The sequence below is a fragment of the Geobacter sp. AOG2 genome, assembly GCF_019972295.1.
Classification (GTDB): Bacteria; Desulfobacterota; Desulfuromonadia; order Geobacterales; family Pseudopelobacteraceae; genus Oryzomonas.
Genome location: NZ_BLJA01000001.1, coordinates 1,967,493 through 1,983,627, shown reverse-complemented (window position 1 = coordinate 1,983,627; position 16,135 = coordinate 1,967,493). Strand labels below are relative to the sequence as shown.

The 16,135-nt window shown below is 52.5% G+C and carries 17 protein-coding genes; 1 reads left to right on the top strand and 16 read right to left on the bottom strand.

The features are described from left to right. Positions 1-2: 2 nt before the first annotated feature. From LDN12_RS08965 to LDN12_RS08915, 11 genes are all read right to left on the bottom strand, one after another. On the bottom strand, positions 3-950 hold the full coding sequence (locus LDN12_RS08965) for a class 1 fructose-bisphosphatase (protein WP_223922331.1): 948 nt from the start codon (positions 948-950) through the stop codon (positions 3-5). A 118-nt stretch (positions 951-1,068) separates the two neighbouring features. Beyond that, positions 1,069-2,070 carry a hypothetical protein gene (locus LDN12_RS08960; RefSeq protein ID WP_223922330.1) on the bottom strand — a complete coding sequence of 334 codons (1,002 nt, stop codon included), beginning with the start codon at positions 2,068-2,070 and terminating at the stop codon, positions 1,069-1,071. Next, on the bottom strand, positions 2,067-2,795 hold the full coding sequence (locus LDN12_RS08955; protein ID WP_223922329.1) for an ABC transporter ATP-binding protein: 729 nt from the start codon (positions 2,793-2,795) through the stop codon (positions 2,067-2,069). The genes LDN12_RS08960 and LDN12_RS08955 overlap by 4 nt, the downstream gene beginning before the upstream one ends. A gap of 2 nt (positions 2,796-2,797) precedes the next feature. Next, positions 2,798-3,934: an ABC transporter permease gene (locus LDN12_RS08950; protein ID WP_223922328.1), complete on the bottom strand. Its 1,137-nt coding sequence runs from the start codon at positions 3,932-3,934 to the stop codon at positions 2,798-2,800. 1 nt (position 3,935) lies between these two features. After that, positions 3,936-4,226, bottom strand: a complete 291-nt coding sequence (locus LDN12_RS08945; protein ID WP_223922327.1) for a hypothetical protein — start codon at positions 4,224-4,226, stop codon at positions 3,936-3,938. A 20-nt stretch (positions 4,227-4,246) separates the two neighbouring features. Then, positions 4,247-4,729, bottom strand: coding sequence for a nitrous oxide reductase accessory protein NosL (locus tag LDN12_RS08940; protein ID WP_223922326.1), 483 nt, complete (start codon positions 4,727-4,729; stop codon positions 4,247-4,249). A 26-nt stretch (positions 4,730-4,755) separates the two neighbouring features. After that, positions 4,756-6,495 carry an ABC transporter substrate-binding protein gene (locus tag LDN12_RS08935; RefSeq protein WP_223922325.1) on the bottom strand — a complete coding sequence of 580 codons (1,740 nt, stop codon included), beginning with the start codon at positions 6,493-6,495 and terminating at the stop codon, positions 4,756-4,758. After that, entirely contained in the window at positions 6,492-7,070 is a 579-nt protein-coding gene (locus LDN12_RS08930; protein ID WP_223922324.1) for an SCO family protein, read from the bottom strand. Before LDN12_RS08930 ends, LDN12_RS08935 begins: the two co-directional genes overlap by 4 nt. 103 nt (positions 7,071-7,173) lie before the next feature. After that, the gene (locus LDN12_RS08925; protein ID WP_223922323.1) at positions 7,174-7,680 is read right to left on the bottom strand and encodes a nitrous oxide reductase accessory protein NosL; all 507 of its coding nucleotides are present in this window, start codon (positions 7,678-7,680) and stop codon (positions 7,174-7,176) included. Between the two features lie 308 nt (positions 7,681-7,988). Continuing rightward, a complete protein-coding gene (locus LDN12_RS08920; RefSeq protein ID WP_223922322.1) occupies positions 7,989-8,363 on the bottom strand; it encodes a hypothetical protein in 375 nt (124 codons plus the stop codon). Between the two features lie 422 nt (positions 8,364-8,785). Further along, positions 8,786-8,971, bottom strand: coding sequence for a YrzE family protein (locus LDN12_RS08915; protein WP_223922321.1), 186 nt, complete (start codon positions 8,969-8,971; stop codon positions 8,786-8,788). Positions 8,972-9,086: 115 nt separating this feature from the next. Here LDN12_RS08915 and LDN12_RS08910 point away from each other — a divergent pair, with 115 nt between their 5' ends. Next, positions 9,087-9,191, top strand: a complete 105-nt coding sequence (locus tag LDN12_RS08910; RefSeq protein ID WP_149210251.1) for an RCKP-type rubredoxin-like domain-containing protein — start codon at positions 9,087-9,089, stop codon at positions 9,189-9,191. A 51-nt stretch (positions 9,192-9,242) separates the two neighbouring features. Here the strand turns inward: LDN12_RS08910 and LDN12_RS08905 are convergent, their stop codons facing one another. From LDN12_RS08905 to LDN12_RS08885, 5 genes are all read right to left on the bottom strand, one after another. Beyond that, the gene (locus LDN12_RS08905) at positions 9,243-9,728 is read right to left on the bottom strand and encodes a DsrE family protein (protein WP_223922320.1); all 486 of its coding nucleotides are present in this window, start codon (positions 9,726-9,728) and stop codon (positions 9,243-9,245) included. 105 nt (positions 9,729-9,833) lie between these two features. After that, on the bottom strand, positions 9,834-10,736 hold the full coding sequence (locus LDN12_RS08900) for a selenium metabolism-associated LysR family transcriptional regulator (protein ID WP_223922319.1): 903 nt from the start codon (positions 10,734-10,736) through the stop codon (positions 9,834-9,836). A 43-nt stretch (positions 10,737-10,779) separates the two neighbouring features. Continuing rightward, the gene (locus LDN12_RS08895; RefSeq protein WP_223922318.1) at positions 10,780-12,309 is read right to left on the bottom strand and encodes a GGDEF domain-containing protein; all 1,530 of its coding nucleotides are present in this window, start codon (positions 12,307-12,309) and stop codon (positions 10,780-10,782) included. A 26-nt stretch (positions 12,310-12,335) separates the two neighbouring features. Next, positions 12,336-13,412, bottom strand: a complete 1,077-nt coding sequence (locus tag LDN12_RS08890) for a response regulator (protein WP_223922317.1) — start codon at positions 13,410-13,412, stop codon at positions 12,336-12,338. A gap of 30 nt (positions 13,413-13,442) precedes the next feature. Next, the gene (locus tag LDN12_RS08885; protein WP_223922316.1) at positions 13,443-16,097 is read right to left on the bottom strand and encodes a PAS domain S-box protein; all 2,655 of its coding nucleotides are present in this window, start codon (positions 16,095-16,097) and stop codon (positions 13,443-13,445) included. Positions 16,098-16,135 lie beyond the last annotated feature (38 nt).

The following is a 16,135-nucleotide window of genomic DNA, read 5'->3' as shown; positions in this document are numbered from 1 at the left end:
CCCTATGCAGAATAACCGTTCAGGAATTCACCGGCCTTGTCCACATCCTCACGGCATCCGATGTAAACCGGAGCACGCTGGTCCAGGCCTTCCGGCATGATGTCCAGGATGGGCATCTTTCCGTTGGTGGCGGCTCCTCCGGCCTGCTCGATGAGATACGCCATGGGATTGAGTTCGAACAGAAGGCGCAGTTTGCCGTTGGGAGTATCCGTGAGGGCCGGGTACATGAATATCCCCTTACCTTTCATCAGTATTTGGTTGATGTCCGGCACAAAGCCGCCTGAATAGCGCAGTTTCGAACCATTATCCTCCAGGTGGCGGATAAAACGGGCGTTTTCCTCCGTGTATTTCTTGCGCAAGCCCCCTGGGGCATAGATGTCCCCGCTCGGTTTCATCCGGACGTTCTCCCTGGTCAAGGTAAACTCCATCAATTGGTTCATGGTGAATTCGTAGACACCCTTGCCGATGGAGTAGACCAGTGAAACCCGCGGTCCGTAGAGGATATACATGGCGCCGACCATTTTACGCCCAGGCTGGAGCAACTCACACCCCTGGTAGATGCCGACAATGGTTCCCACCGCCAGATTCACGTCCACCAATGACGAGCCGTCCAGGGGATCGTATGCCACCGAAAACATGCCCTGGGGATTGCTGGTGACCTGATAGATCTCTTCCATCTCCTCGGAAGCGATGTTGCACACCACGCCGGAATGAACCAGGCGCTTACGCATGATGCGATCGGAGAGCACATCCAGGGCCAACTGTTCTTCGCCGTAGAGGTTCGAGGTCCCTGCAACACCCAGGTCACCGGTGCGCACGGCATTGATGACGTATTTGCTTGCTTCGGCGATCTCGCAGATAAGATGGACCAAATTGTCACTAATATTCTGTTCGCGTAAATGTGCGCGCAGATCGATCTGGAATTTGGTTTTGCCCGGTTCGCTAAACATTGCCGCCCTCCACGTTGAGTCAAATTTATTTTTGCATGTTTCAATCCCGTAACCATACTGTAAAGAGGCCTTTTTAGCAATACTAAAACCCCGTCAGTCCGGGCTGGGACGGCAAGGATTACGGGAAGAGCCGCAGCGATGAAAATATCAGGTAATAGGAAACAATCAGGCAATAAAGCAGGTATGACGCCAGCGCAAACAGGGAGAGCTTATGCTGGACCGCCGGGATAATGCGCGAAAGGCTTACGTGGTTACGAAACGGCATCAGCGCCCCCGTACCCAATCCTGCCACCCCGCCGCAAAAGAGGCTCACATAGAGAACATACCCCACATAACCGTATTCCTTCTGAAGAATGCAAAAGGGGCAATGATGGGATGGCAGCTCATAGATATAGAGGCAGACGAAGGAAACCAGCGACAGAGTCGAAATGATGAACATAAGACTGCTTGCGACCGAAAAAAAATAGCCGCCGCGGCCTTTCAGACAGAAGATAATGCCGCTGACAAAGGTGGCCGCCACGGCAGAGTAAAAGACCCACTCCATAGGGCCGGCCGGCAACGCGGCAATATCTCCGCCAATACTCCGCCTGTCCACACTGAACAGGCTTCCGCAACAAGATGTGATCACATCAGCGTGCAGCCCCTGGAAATATTTGAACTGTAAAAATGCCTCGATAAGCACCAATGGAGCCAGTATGGCCACGAGAATGCCGTATTTCAACCTGATGAGAGGGTAGTCATACCCGCGGGTATCCACATGATTGATGATGAGCCACACACCGGCCAGGATGCAGGTGGCGATCTTGAGGAAAAACGTCGGATAGCCGAAACCGTTTGCGTTGAGACTGCCGGCCGCACACATGGCGCCGGTGAACTGGCTGTGGAGAGAATCGGCGGTAAAGATGAACAGAAACAGCGAAAGTACCTGAAACGCAAGGACATAGCCTAAGATCGACGAAATCAGGTACGTCCGCCGTTCGAGTTGCAACTGGAGTTCGCTGCCGCTGTGCAGGTCCCAGGAACGGAGAATTTTCACCCCGTACCAGGCAGCATACAGCAGCATACCGGCAATCAACAACGACGAGGTCAATAGCGCCTGTATGGCGGGGTGCTGCATCATGGTTCCGTCCCGCCTGCGGTTGTACGCCCGTCCCGCATCTCCACGACACGGTCGGCCAGGTGGGAATCGTATGCTATCGGATCGTGGCTGGCGATCAGCACGGTTTTGCCCTGGGCCTTGAAGATGGCGATAATCTCCATGAATTCGCGGGAGAGCTTGCTGTCCAGATGCGCGGTCGGTTCATCGGCAATGATCACCGCCGGATCGTTGATCAGCGCCCTGGCAATGGCGACCCGCTGGAGTTCTCCTCCCGACAGCCATTCCACCCGGGATGAGGCGTGGCGCGAGATATCGAAGAGCTGCAGCAACTCACGGGCCCGTGCCTGGAACACGGCGTGGCTTTCAGCGGTTGGGTAGGCGGGGAGCATGACGTTTTCCAGGACGGAGATCCCTCGTATCAGATTGAATTGCTGAAAGATGAATCCGAAGGTCGTGCGCCGGATCTCGGTCAGAAACCGTTCGGGGAGGCTGGAGATGTCAAATCCCCCATCGCTGTCTTCCGCAGTCAGAAACGCCGTCCGCACGCCGCGCAGCCGGATGCGGCCCGAACTCGGGCGGCTCATGCAGCCGATCAGCGACAGGAGCGTGGTTTTGCCGGAACCGCTCGGACCCTTGAAGATGGTAAGCTGCCCCGGCTCAATGGCCAGGCTGACGTCCTCGACCGCGGTAAACTGGTTGCTTTTACCGACGTTAAAACTTTTGGTTACATGGGATAATTCGATCACGGTCACGACCTCATGGCGGCGTCAGGGTCAGCCGTGGCAGCCAGCCAGGCAGGGACGATGGTTGCCGTGGTATAGGGAAGGACCGTTAAAAAAAACAGCACTGCCAGATGATAACTATCGACCGTCGGCACCAGTTTGAATCGCGGATAGAGCACGGCCCACCCCTTGAGTGCATGTTCGAATAGCGATGCGGAGAAAAAGAATACATGGCCGTAGGCCAGAAGCCCTCCCAACAGAAAAGCGCTCAGCGAGATCACGATACCTTCCCAGAACTTGAGATAGAGAACATCGGCCGTTTCCCAACCGATGGATTTGAGGATACCGATCTCCCGCCTCTCTTCAGCGGAAAGACCCGTTGCCTTGTCCCAGGCGAATATGACAAATGAGAGCACTGCCGCGGAAAGGATAACTACCATCATCCCGCCGCGCCAGTCGAAGATGGAGTCATAGGTACGCAACATCTCACTCTTCAGAATGGGGCGGGCATCGGGGAACGCCTCGACGATCTTTGCGGCTACCGTGGTTAGTTCCCGGGGATTGGCGACGGTGACGGCAAGATCGGTGGCGCGGTCTTTCGGAAGATTGAACATCGTCTGAAAATCCTCGGACGACATGACAATCAGGTCTGCGGCCACCAGGTTGGACGCAGAGGGATAGATGCCTTTCACCGTAAGCAGCAGGGGGATGTGGTCAGAGGTACGGAATGCGACCATCTCCCCTACCCTTACGCGTTGATTGCGTGAAACCTCCGCGCCGACCAGTATGTTTCCCGGCTCGACAAGGGGCTTTGGAGGCACCGTAAGAGTATAGTTTGCCCCAAAAACCGGATCATAATAATATCCCCACAAACGCGGGGTTACCGCACGCACACCAGGTATGGAGCGGATCTTCTCGGCGTAGTCCACCGGGATCAGGTCATGTCTGCCCGCCATCAGGCGTTGGACCACCATATCCGGTGCGTCGGCGAGCAGGAGCGCCGCCTCGCGCTTCAGGGCGTGGACAAAAAAGAGCAACGAGGCAATCACGAAAACGATCAACGTGTAAACCGCCAACAGGGAAAAATTCTTCATTTTGCGGCGCAGCAGGGAAGATAGGGCAAAGTCGATGATATTCCGGTGTCGGTTCAGGGGAGAATTCATGCTACCTCGCATACGGTGTCGGTGGTGAGAGAAACGAACCTGACGGGAAATGTTCCAGGCTGAGCGGGTGGTCCTGGAAGGGGCTATGAAGATCCGCCATGGAGGGGTGGCGCGTGTAGCGAGCTTCTGTGAACAGGCACAAGTCCGTGAGCATCAGCTCTCTGACCAACTTGATGCGTTCCTGGCGTTCGACGTGCGCCGCCGCCTGCCCATGATGGCTGTGGAGCAGCATCAGGACAAATAACGCCACGTTGAATGCCGTGAAAAAGAGAAACTGGTCGGATTTGCGCACAATGAGTATCCTTGGACGGATTATTCCAACGATTTCAGGATGGCCGGGGTGATCTCGTTCAAGCGCACGACCCTTTTCCCCTGGTGATCGTTCATGAAGCCGCGGGCGTCAGTGAGCTTGGAGAACGGCACAAGTTCCTTGCCCATGGGACCATATACATCGCTTCCGACCACGTAATACGCGGTTCGGCCGTCGATAACCGTCAGCGAGTAATAATCCTTGACCCGAATAGCGGTGACGGCGCTCTGGGATTTACCCGGATTATATTTTTTGAGGTTCAGGTAATAGGTGAAAAGGTCTTTCGGGCCGTCAAAAGTAGCATGGGTACCGTCATTGAACTGTATGGTCGCGACCCAGTCGGGATACTTGGAGACGAACATGCCGCAAACCGGGCATTTCTCCTGCGCGGCCGGGGCCAGCGCGGGGCCGGTGGGAAGAGACGGGAGAGAGACGAACAAAACCAACAGCAGAGCGGGTATCAAACAACGTAACTGTTTCAGCATGGAACCATCCTTTTCATGGCTCACGGTCAATGGATCACCCAGTCGCTTTGCTTGACCAGTTCCGGCGTGAGGCCTTTGGTGAGTTTGACAATGTTGCATCCCTTCGACGCGTAACGCTGACCGGGACCGAAACTGAGGCGCCCGAAAACCGATGAGGGCTGATCCGCAATCATGCCGATGACATCGAGAAGGTTGTCGCGATAGTAATTCCCCTTCAAGTCCATCAACGCCATTGTCAGGATTTGGGTGAGGGTATCGCCCAGGCTCGCCATCTCCTGCGCTTTATTTTTTATCAAAATGTTCGCCTGACTCAGGGTCTTTTGCTGATCATCCTGAAGCGTTGCACTGCCCATGGACGAGTAGGTAACATTCAGGGAAAAGGTATAAGGGTATGTTATATAGGTGAACGGGCGAATCTGGTCGGGTAAGGTCCACAGGTTCTTTCCCAGGTAGCGCGCTGAAACGAACAGCAATGCCGGCCTGCTCCCGGAAGCTGCAAAGGCCTGCAATGCCGGCACGGCCTCGCCCCCATCCCATACCATAATGACACGTGGCTTTTTTTTCGTCACGGCCTGACGCAGGACATTTCCGTTGATCGCCTGCCCTGCCTTCAGTGTGACCGTTTTCGGCGCAGGATGCCCTGAATCGAGCCACGTTTGCCGGAATCCCGCCGCCAGTGCCCGCCCCTCGGGAGAATCACGCACGATCTGCACAACCGATGCGCCCTTTGGCAAGGCGCCACCGGCATGAAGGTAGCGGGCGGCCGTCTCGCCCTCTTGATAATACCCCTTCGACGGATACAGGGTATACCAGTCGGTTTCGGAAATCACCGGGAGATTGGTCATGGGGAAAAGGCACGGGATGTGGTTCTGCTCGCTGAAATCGTGAATGGGCTTCCAATCGCCGTAGGAGATACCACCCAACAGGGCAAACACCGGCTCCTTGCGATTATAGTCCTCAAGCTGTTTCCGCCACGTATCGGGCGGACCTTTCAACACCCATCGGGACAGCGTAAGGTTTCTGGTTGCCAACTCTTTGGAAACGAGCATGTTTTCCGCCATCTGGCGGGACCTGTTTCCCTGCGTCTTGTAAGCCTTGGCCTGGTTGTTTTTGATAGAGATATACAGTTCCAGAGGGGCCAGCATGGCGTTACGGTCTTCAGGGCTCACCTCATCCGTAATAACCGTGGCAAAGTGAAGCGCCGTAGTGGTAACACCCGGAGAATAGTGAGCCGACAATTCCTTAAGATAATAGATCAGGAGCGCCATATCCCCATCGTCAAGAAGATACCGGGGCATGACATCGTTCAGCGCTTTCCCGGTGGGGGTTGCTCCGCTCCGGATAACCTCGGCCAGAGTTTCGTCGTTGTATGCCGGCCGTCGGGGGGGCAAGGGAAAATATTTCTGTTCGAGGCCCTTAAAGAGAAGCTGGAACGGCTGGAAGAGCTTATCGCCGTTCGTCGGTGGCGTGAAAACGCCGCCTTCCACAGAGCCGAGCCCGCTCCGCAGGTGACAACTTACGCAGGTAAAGGCTGTGCCCGGAACGGGGAGGTCTCCCTTGACATAGGCGCGCATCGGCTCGCCTGACGGCAAAAGCCCCTCACGATACATCTGTTCTCCCAGGTGTAACCTTTCCTGGTTCGAAAGCGCCGGTTTGGCGGTCTCGCCAAACGAACCCGGCACCACCGTGAACAATGAAAAAAACGTACCGAACAGAAGCGCAACGGCTAAGCCGCCAAACCGCCGATATCGGTCAGTATCTTTCATTGTATCCCCACTTTCCGGCACTCGTCCATAAACTCGGAACTGCCCATCAATCCGAAAATTCTGACCCATTTATTACCCTCTTTGTTCAAGCGAATAAGGGTCAGTGGAAAGTGCGACATCTTGTTTGGTATGTACGCGTTGAACGCATACATGACCTTGTCGATATCCGCCCGGCTTCCGGTGAGAAAATCCCATCCCGGCTTGGCCCGGTATCGTTTCAGATACTCCTTCATAACCTTCGGGGAATCGTGCTCGGGGTCGATGGATATGGACACCAGTTGAACCTTCCGGGAGTCCGGGCCGAGCTTCTGCTGAAGATTGGCGAAACTCACGGAGAGGATTGGGCATATGGTGGTACAGGTGCCGAAGATAAAATCGACGATAACCGGCTTGTTCGATTGCATCAATTCCCTGAAACGTACCTTGGCACCGCTCTGGTTTACCAGGACCACATCCGGGATAGTATAATTTTCTATGGTACGCTGATATTTTGTCTCAGCGACGGCTGGTTGCAGCGTCAAAATCAGCAACAGCACCGACAGGGCAAACGAGGATATCAGGGTAGGTCGTGGCATGTTTGGCACCTCCGGGCACGAATAACGTTAACGTTATAATCATTCAAAAATCGACATAAAACAATAGGTAACTCAATAAATTCGGAAAAACCGGTTTCAGGGGTCATTTTCCCCCATCCTTTTCCGCAAGACTCAACGCTTCATGGTAGGTGGCCAGTTTGCCCCCATGATCTTTGATAAATGCCTCGGCAGCCGTTTTTTCGGCAAAAGCCCATTTGGGGGTTTTCGTCATCACACCCCGGCGGTCGCCGCCTATTACCCAAAAAGCCTTTTCGGCATCTATCAATACCTTTGTGTTGAAATCGCCGACCTGGACGGACTTGATTGCCGCTCCCTTGCTGTTTTTAAGGTCGATGGCGGCACAATGAATACTGCAGGTAGCGGTCGATTTTCCATCGGCGTAGGTTATCAGCATTCTGGAGTGTGCGAACTTTCCTCTATTCATGCCGCAATAAGCGCAATCACCGTGTAGTTTGACATCGGCCGGGGCGTTTGAATCCGCGGTAAGTGCTTGCTGATGCTCACCATGCTGATGCTCCGTGCTCATTGCGGAACTTGCGGCCAGTGCGATGCTTATCATGATGAAGAATGAACCAAGGTGTTTTTTCATGCGTTTATTCCTTTCTGATGTTTGAATAGGTCGTTGTCCCGGAAGAGCGCTCAACGACAAAATGAGGGGATCTGAACATTCATGAAAAATATACTGAGAAGTATTTTACCAGCAAATCGGCGGGAGTAAACCGGCAGGGGGCATATTTGCAGCCGGAATTCAGGCGATTCAATGAAAAATCATTACCAAATCGGTTGCCCGGAACCGACCGTTGCAGCTTGACTATGCAGCACCTTGAACAACGACGGCCCCCAGGGTAGAGTCCCCGGAGGCCGTCGTGATGGTTCGTTTGTCAAAAAGATTATGGTCTATTCATCATTATGTTGCCTAATCGGCTCCATGCGGGCCATGGCACATTGAAAAATCCTTTGCGACAGAATTGATTCCACCAGCGCAAAACAGAAGGAGATCACCGCATAGAGGGCGGTAACAGCGGCCAGACGCTCGGGTTGTCCAAGATTTGGGCAGGTTTTCATGGCCACGACCAAGGCAACGGCAAAAAGGGCACAGACCAAGTGTCTGATAACCCACCCATTCTCTTGCCTTTGGAGCATGAGCAGGTTCTCCCGATCGTCCTCCTTCGCATATTCCTTGAACCGCAACCAGTCAAAACCGATGCGGGGGATCATGCAAAAGGTAACCATTGTTAGCAATGTCATCATAAGCGCCGTCAACATCGACATCATGGCGAGTCTCCCTTTTTGTAAATTGGTACCGCCCAACCTCTGTTATTTTTATATTGCAAAATCCTGCCCTAAACCGGGGCTATCGTTCGAAAAAAATAATATACATAAAAAACGATATAATTCAAATAGTTGCAAGTTGAGCAGGCACGATAATGGTGTTTCGGTTATTCCCTCTTCCAGACCGGCTCCGGGAAAAGAGGGGTATATTCCTATTTTCGTGGTCATATGACGCACACTAAAAATATACAATATTAATAACATATTAATATTACAAGAAGTGTAATCATATTTTCTCGAGAATGTGTACGTTATTTAACGCACTTAGAGTGGAGCGCGACTCTGCAATTGTAGCCATCAGACGGAGAGTAACGGGATGAAATGCCAAAATAGTTGAAAAGAGGCCAATGGAGTAAAGGGTCTTATTGCGGGGGGGCGTTCTTATTATCCAACGGTTTGTGCTGCATCCTGAGAATCACCAGAAAGAAGGGGAATATTCCCGATAACAATCCCCACAGCAAGGGGTTCTTGCCGCGTCTCCGCGCCATATAAAATCCGATGGCGGCGGGCAAACCGAACAGTAATAACAGGAAGGCCAGTTCGCTCATTTTTTCCTCGCAAATACCGGGCTATTATTTTACAACTGTAGCACCTGTCCGTTGTTTTTCAATTCACACGGGTTGGGGAAATCATACCACAACAGAAACAGGAGGTGATATCACAATGGCAACCTGGAAATGTGCGTGCGGATTTACCAAGGAAGGGCGTTGCAAACCACAAAAATGCGAGAAGTGCGGAGAAAAGGGACAGTTCGTCAAGGCCGAGTAGCCGACATCACCGGGGGCGCCTCCCAAACGGGCGGGTCGCCCCCGGCTCCGACTACATCCAGGCGACCACGGCATCGGCGATATTCTTCATCAACCAATCGGCCCCCTGTTTTTCGACAAAATCATATTTTTCGCTGCCGATTGCACCTGCATATTCGGCACAAGGCGGGCAGACACCGAAGGTGGCGCCCTTGTCCTTAAGTTTTTTGATCAGTTCTGCGGCATTGCCGAATTTTTTAAAGATCGGCGAATCGATTCGGTCAGCCTTGTTTTTGTCGGCCAGTTCCGCCCCTTCCAGAGTCATCCAGACGTGAACCGCGCCAAACCCTTTGTCCTGTGCCGTCAAAGCCATCAGCAGCCCCAGGATCGCCCGGTTGGGATTATTTCCACCATTGGTGATCACCACGATATATTTTTTTGATTCCCCCTGCGCGGCAAACGCCTGCCCACCCATGATGCCGCCCAAGGTCACCGCTCCCAGCCCTGCTCCCACGCCCTTCAGAAAGTCTTCCCTGCTGATGCCGTCATTCTTTTCCATTCGCCCCTCCTGACGTGAATTCTTTACACCACGTGCAGTGTAATGAATTCCCACCATGTGTCAAATGGGTTAAAACGAAGCATTTCAGGGTTGCCATCGATTGTTTCAATGAGTGGTTTTCCAGCGGGAAAGCATGAGGTCCCAGAAGGCGGCGGCGGCCGGCGAGAGTTCCCTGCCGTCACGGCGGGCGGCATAGAATTTCCGGGAGATATTCAGTCCCGGGATTCTGACTGTTGACAGCTGTCCATGATTCAGCTCTTCCGAGATCACCATGCTTGAAATAAAGGCGTAGCCCGTTCCGTTCAGAAGAGCTCGTTTGATCGCTTCGCTGCTCCCGAGCACCGCAACGATACGTAGAGAATCTTTGTTGATCCAGGTGCCGGCAAAGGCCTCGTAAACAGCTTTTTGGGTTCCCGAACCCTGTTCGCGGACAATCATCGGCACCTTGCATAGTTCGGCCTGACTGAGGCTCTGTTTACCCGTTGCGGCGATATCGGACGAGACGGCACAAACAATGGTGTCTTCTCCCAAGGCTTCGAAAAAGAGCCGTTCATCATTGAAACGTCCTCCGATGAACCCCAGTTCGACCTCCTCGTCAATCAGTTGCTTCATAACCGACGTACTGTCCCCCTGCAACACTTCAAGCCGTACCTTGGGGTATTGTTTATGGAACTGGTCAAGCAGCGCAGGGATCAGGCAGGTCCCGGGCGTATTACTCGCGCCGACGCGCAGCACCACATCCTCCATGCCGACGAAACGTCGTACCGCAGAGCGGGATTCGTCGCATTCGGCAAGGATCTTCCGGGCGCGTCCCACAAGCAGTTTTCCGGCCTCGGTCAGAAGGGCGCCCCCCCTGCCCCGGTCAAAGAGCCTGATGCCCAGTTCCTCCTCCAAACCCTGGACATGCTGGCTGGCCGTGGACTGGGTGATACAGGTCTTGTCGGCACCACGGGAAAAGCTGCGGGTTTCGGCAACGGCAACGAACACTTCGAGTTGTTTCAAGGTCATGGGAAATCGCCCTTATGTAATTATTGATCTGGCCGTTTTTATGTCAGCTTTGCAGACCATCCGAAAATAAAGCACAAATTTTGTTTTTGCCGCTTTCCTTTGCCTTCAATAACGCTGTGTCGGATAAATGAATAATTTTTCTTTTATCCATGGGTAATTTGGAAAGGTCGCAACTGGTTAAACCAATACTGATTTTGGTTTTAATGATTTCGTTGTCCATCTGAACAATCAACGCTTCCACGCAATCCTTCAGGTGCTCGGCAACGACAAGAGCTCGTGCACCACCTGTCTCCGGCATGATTATGGCGAATTCATCACCACCCCATCTGACAAAAACATCGACTGCCCGTATCGTCTTGCCGACCGCCTTACATATTTCGATAAGTATTTGGTCTCCAGCAGAGTGTCCATGCTCATCGTTAATTTTTTTGAGGTTGTCCACATCAAAAACGATCAACGAAAACTCATGACCGTACCTTTGGGACCTCAGCATCTCGCGATCCATTGCTTCCTGGAATATGCGGTAATTGAAGATCCCCGTTAAACTGTCCCGAGAGGCGAGTTCCTGAAGTTTTTTGTTCGCACTGCTGAGTTCATGTGCCTGCTCCTCAAGCCTTTCCTTAGCCTGTTTGAGCTCAATAATTTGTAACGCGTATGAGTCGTACAGTTGGCTGAGCCCTTCATTCGCTTCCTGCAATATGAGAGAAAACGGGCGGAGTTTCCCCGGGGCAATGTCGAATGAGGACAACACCGCCAATGTCTGGGTGCCGACAGATTCAATTAAATCATCCACTGCGCTCCCGTTAATACTGAATTTCGAATCGAGAACGCTTTTGAGATGCCTGATCCTGTTAACATCCTGCTTCCCACTGTAAAAGGATGACAGGTCGTTTGCGATACTCAGTATATCCGCCTGGAGGCGATATTTTTCCGGGACCAGATTATCCTGATGGTGATGACGTATCGATTCGTAGATCTCCTCCGGCAGTTGCCAGCTTTTCAGGAGTTCAGCCCCCACATCCTGATGATCGCAGCCAAAGATCAGTCTTTCGACTTCAGGCAAAGGCAGCGAACTGCCTTTTCTATAATTGAATACGAGCTGGTAATCGCGTGGCCGACAACCATGCATTACCATAATGCCGATATCCTGAAGCAAGGCTATGACAAAAATATCCGCACACTGTTGGCCCGTCAGCTTGAGTATCATCTCGGCTGCGACCGCCGATGACAGAGCCCGTCGCCAAAATACCGTCGCATCGAATATTTCATAGGGCTCACACATCAACTCGGAACAAATAACGAATGACAGGGCGATATTTTTCACCGCATGCGTGCCGAGTATGGCCAGAGATTTTTCGATGCTGCTTATTTTTTGGTTTTGGCTGTAATAGGAGGAATTGGCGGTTTTGAGTACTCGAGCAGCCAACGCAGGGTCAGATTCGATAACCCGGGCAAGGTCCTCAAAGGAAAAATTTTCCTTACGCACGGTTTCAAGGATTTTGATCGCGATTGCAGGAGGTGAGGGCAATCGGATATTACCTGTCAGTAGTTCTTGGGCTGGCGTCAACTGCATCCCCTTTATTCATGATAAATTTAAAGTTATTGTCTATCCATAATCAGTCTGAACTCATCTTCCAACACGAGAAAGGCCTTTACAATCTCCGGGTCGAAGTGCGTGCCGTCACCATCCACGACCATCGTTTTGACGTGATCATGGCTGAAACCGGTACGATAGCATCGGTCTGAGCGAAGCGCATCGTAGAAATCAGCCAGCGCCGTTATGCGCGCGGAAAGTGGTATGTTTTTTCCGATCAGGCCATCCGGGTACCCGTTCCCATCCCACCGTTCGTGGTGGTATAAGGCTATCTCGATTCCCATTCCGATGAAAATGTTTTCCGCATACTTGTTATATACAACCTGTAAGTTCTCGGCACCGACAACCGTGTGGGTTTTCATCACTTCGAATTCTTCGACGGTCAACTTGCCGGGCTTCAAAAGGATGCTGTCCGGTATGGCCACCTTGCCGATATCATGAAGCGGAGATGCATACTGGATACATTGCACGAACTCCTGCGAGATATGGGATGAATAAGATGAGTCCTGAAGGAGTTGTTCCGCAAGCAGACGGCAATATTCCCTGACACGCTCCAGATGTGCGCCCGTATCGCCATCCCTGTGCTCTGCCAGTTTTGCAAGGGCGAAAATGGTTGCCTGCTGGGCTTCCGAGACCTCTTTGACCTTTTCCTCAACCATTTTGTGGAATTCCAGCTTATAGCGAAGCGAGCAGAGATTAAGGTGTGTCCCTACCCTGGCCTGCAATTCGGAGAACTGGAAAGGCTTGGTCACATAGTCGACGCCCCCGGCCTGGAATGCCCTGACCTTTACCTCCGTCGAATCAAGACCGCTCATGAAAATCACCGGTATGTCCTTGAGTCTGGAGTTAATCTTTAACCGCTTGCACACCTGATATCCGTCCATTTCCGGCATACCGATATCAAGGAGGATAAGGTCCGGGGGGGCGATTTCCGCCAAGGCCAATGCCTCACCCCCCGTGAAGGCCTTAACGGCATCACAGCCATACTGGTTCATGGTCTCATCGAGGACGGAAAGGACATTCGGATCGTCGTCAACGATAAGGATGCGTGCTTTTTTGGGTTGCAAAACCTGCTCCATCATAAACGAGCTTTCCTAAAAATTGATGACCGGTCAAGAAACTCCAAGTACCCGGCGAAGTGTTTCTCTCAACGTCAACAGCCTGTAAGGTTTTTGAATGAAGCCGGCCAAACCCTTGCCGAGGAACTTCTGCGTCACCTCCTGCTCGTTATAGCCGCTTGACATGATAACTCTAACATCCGATCGCAGTTGTCGCAATTCCCGGAACGTCTGTTCGCCATCCAGGTGCGGCATCGTAAGGTCGAGAATGACGCAGGTTATCTTTTCCACGTTCTCGATAAAGAGATCCACACCCTGCCGCCCATCGAGGGCGGTGATGACATCGAACCCCAACTCCCGCAACATTTCGCTGCCGATTCCAAGCACCGATTCCTCATCATCCACCAAAAGCACGGTACCCGATCCCCGCCACGTGCTGCACGCGCCGGGGGTGGTATCAAACAACTCTCCCGGCATCGTGGTGGCGGGAAGAAACACCTTAAATGTCGTGCCTTTTCCAACTTCGCTATAAATCTTGACAGCCCCGTGGTGGCCGCGAATAATTCCTTGTACCGCAGCCATACCCAATCCCCTGCCGGTAAACTTGGTCGTGAAGAATGGATCGAAAATCCTGCCCACTGTTTTTTCGTCCATTCCGCATCCGGTGTCGGCTATTTCGAGAAAGACGTACAGGCCCTCGGGGATTTGTTTGTCGAGACATATCTGCCTGAGATAGCGCTGGTCGCAATTCATGCAGCCGGTGGTTATGGCGATAATGCCGCTTCGGTCGCCGATTGCCTCGGAGGCATTGATGACGAGGTTCATAATGACTTGGCGAATCTGGGTAGCGTCGGCTGTAACGGACGGCAATGGCCGGCGCAGATTGAATCTGAGCACTGCACTCTTGGAAATGGATACCTCAAGCATATGGGTCATCTCTTGAACCAGTGCATTGAGGTCGATGCTTTCGATGATGAACTGACCTCTGCCCGAATAGGCGAGCATCTGCCGCACCAGATCGGCGGCACGGGACGAGGCGTCCAGGACATGACGCAGATTATCCGTAGCCGGAGATTCCTTGTTGATACGCGTCAGAGCCAGATCGGCATTGCCGATGATGGACATGAGAATATTATTGAAATCATGGGCAATGCCTCCGGCCAATACCCCAAGGCTTTCCAGTTTCTGGGTTTGCATCATCTGACGTTCAAACAGCAGGCGTTCCTCATCGGCCTTTTTACGCGCGGTTATATCCCGCGCTATTTTTGAAACGCCAATGATGGTCCCCTGCTGATCCTTTATCGGCGAAATCGTTGCCGAAACGTCGATGGCCCTGCCATCTTTGCAAATGCGGACCGTTTCGAAATGCTTGACGCTCTCTCCGCGTGAGGCGGCGGCCAGAATGTCCTGTTCTTCGTGCTCACGATCCGGTGGGAAAAGGGCAAGTAACGATGAGCCGATCATTTCCTGTTCGGAATAGCCGAACAGTTTTTCTGCCCCTTGATTCCACGTTGTGACAACTCCGTCCATCGTTTTCGAGATGATTGCATCGTCGGATGATTCAACTATGGCCGACAAACGGCTGATTTTCTCTTCGCCGGCCTTTTGATCGGTTATGTCCCGATTCGAAACGCGCCGCCCCAGGGGCACCGCCCCATCGAATACCGGGCGGCAGCGATGCTGGATCCAGCGTACCTGGCCTTGTTTGGTAATGATTTTAAATTCGATGATATCATTGTGACGCTGCTGCCCGCCTATGGCCTCCTTGTGATGCTTGCAAAAAGTAGCCGAATGATCCGGGTGGACAATTTTTTTGAGCAGATCCGGGTCGCCGGTAAATTCGGCCTGTGTATACCCGGTAATATCAACACAGGAGGGAGAAATGTAGCGCATTATATCGTCCGGGCCGATCCAATACTCCCAATCCTGAGTCCAATCGCATACGGTGCGGAACTTTCTCTCGCTGTTTTGCAATCTTATATCGAAATTCCAACGCCGGCGTGAGGTCATTGCTATGCCTGAGGTGCCGAGCATCCAGAGGAAAAGATAGCCGCCAATAATTTTTTGGTTGAAGGTCTTTTCCAATCCGTAGTGTTTGGCAAGCGGCACCGATATGTTGATCCCTCCACGGATATCCCCCAGGCGGTATCCTTGCTGGGCATGGCATTTCAGACAAGGCTCTTCAACCACAAACGCCGAAATCAGGCGCAAATAGGGCTTTCCGAAAATATCGATCACCTCGGAGCGTTCCTTGCTTTCACGTCGCTCAAATACTTCGAGGCTCTTGCGTTCCCATTCATCGGGGGCGTTGACCGGGTTGAGCGGTTTGAGGCTGGTGATTTTATTTATAACAGGATCGGGTGAACTGGCAATGATGGACTCGAAGACCATCCTGGTCATGTAGGCGGGATTGACGAGAGTAAGTTGTTTTCCGTTGTTGGCGGTTATGTCGCGGTCCGGAATGCTGAGATAAGGATTAGGTACGACTTTGTCTGCCGGGACGTAGACACCACCCATTTTTGCTCCCCAGGCCCGGTAAAACAGGTTGAGGTAGAAGTAGTCCCTGGCTTCATTCTCCGCCGCCTTCAAAGTCTCTTGATGTCGGTAATGCAGGCTCAGAATCACTAACAAACAGATGATGCCGGTCCAGCAGCTTATTAAGATCAGCCCGAACTTTTTTGCCAATGATTTCAGTTCAATAATTGACATTGTCGTTCCTTTGGCGGTGCAATCTGCTGGTTTACTGG

Bases quoted from the DNA above. Each gene is read 5' to 3' on its own strand.
- LDN12_RS08905 (WP_223922320.1), bottom strand. From the start codon at position 9,728: ATGGAAAAGAATGACGGCATCAGCAGGGAAGACTTTCTGAAGGGCGTG.
- LDN12_RS08935 (WP_223922325.1), bottom strand. From the start codon at position 6,495: ATGAAAGATACTGACCGATATCGGCGGTTTGGCGGCTTAGCCGTTGCG.
- LDN12_RS08885 (WP_223922316.1), bottom strand. From the start codon at position 16,097: ATGTCAATTATTGAACTGAAATCATTGGCAAAAAAGTTCGGGCTGATC.
- LDN12_RS08910 (WP_149210251.1), top strand. From the start codon at position 9,087: ATGGCAACCTGGAAATGTGCGTGCGGATTTACCAAGGAAGGGCGTTGC.
- LDN12_RS08960 (WP_223922330.1), bottom strand. From the start codon at position 2,070: ATGATGCAGCACCCCGCCATACAGGCGCTATTGACCTCGTCGTTGTTG.
- LDN12_RS08915 (WP_223922321.1), bottom strand. From the start codon at position 8,971: ATGAGCGAACTGGCCTTCCTGTTATTACTGTTCGGTTTGCCCGCCGCC.
- LDN12_RS08890 (WP_223922317.1), bottom strand. From the start codon at position 13,412: ATGATGGAGCAGGTTTTGCAACCCAAAAAAGCACGCATCCTTATCGTT.
- LDN12_RS08895 (WP_223922318.1), bottom strand. From the start codon at position 12,309: ATGCAGTTGACGCCAGCCCAAGAACTACTGACAGGTAATATCCGATTG.
- LDN12_RS08965 (WP_223922331.1), bottom strand. From the start codon at position 950: ATGTTTAGCGAACCGGGCAAAACCAAATTCCAGATCGATCTGCGCGCA.
- LDN12_RS08950 (WP_223922328.1), bottom strand. From the start codon at position 3,934: ATGAATTCTCCCCTGAACCGACACCGGAATATCATCGACTTTGCCCTA.
- LDN12_RS08900 (WP_223922319.1), bottom strand. From the start codon at position 10,736: ATGACCTTGAAACAACTCGAAGTGTTCGTTGCCGTTGCCGAAACCCGC.
- LDN12_RS08940 (WP_223922326.1), bottom strand. From the start codon at position 4,729: ATGCTGAAACAGTTACGTTGTTTGATACCCGCTCTGCTGTTGGTTTTG.
- LDN12_RS08930 (WP_223922324.1), bottom strand. From the start codon at position 7,070: ATGCCACGACCTACCCTGATATCCTCGTTTGCCCTGTCGGTGCTGTTG.
- LDN12_RS08925 (WP_223922323.1), bottom strand. From the start codon at position 7,680: ATGAAAAAACACCTTGGTTCATTCTTCATCATGATAAGCATCGCACTG.
- LDN12_RS08920 (WP_223922322.1), bottom strand. From the start codon at position 8,363: ATGTCGATGTTGACGGCGCTTATGATGACATTGCTAACAATGGTTACC.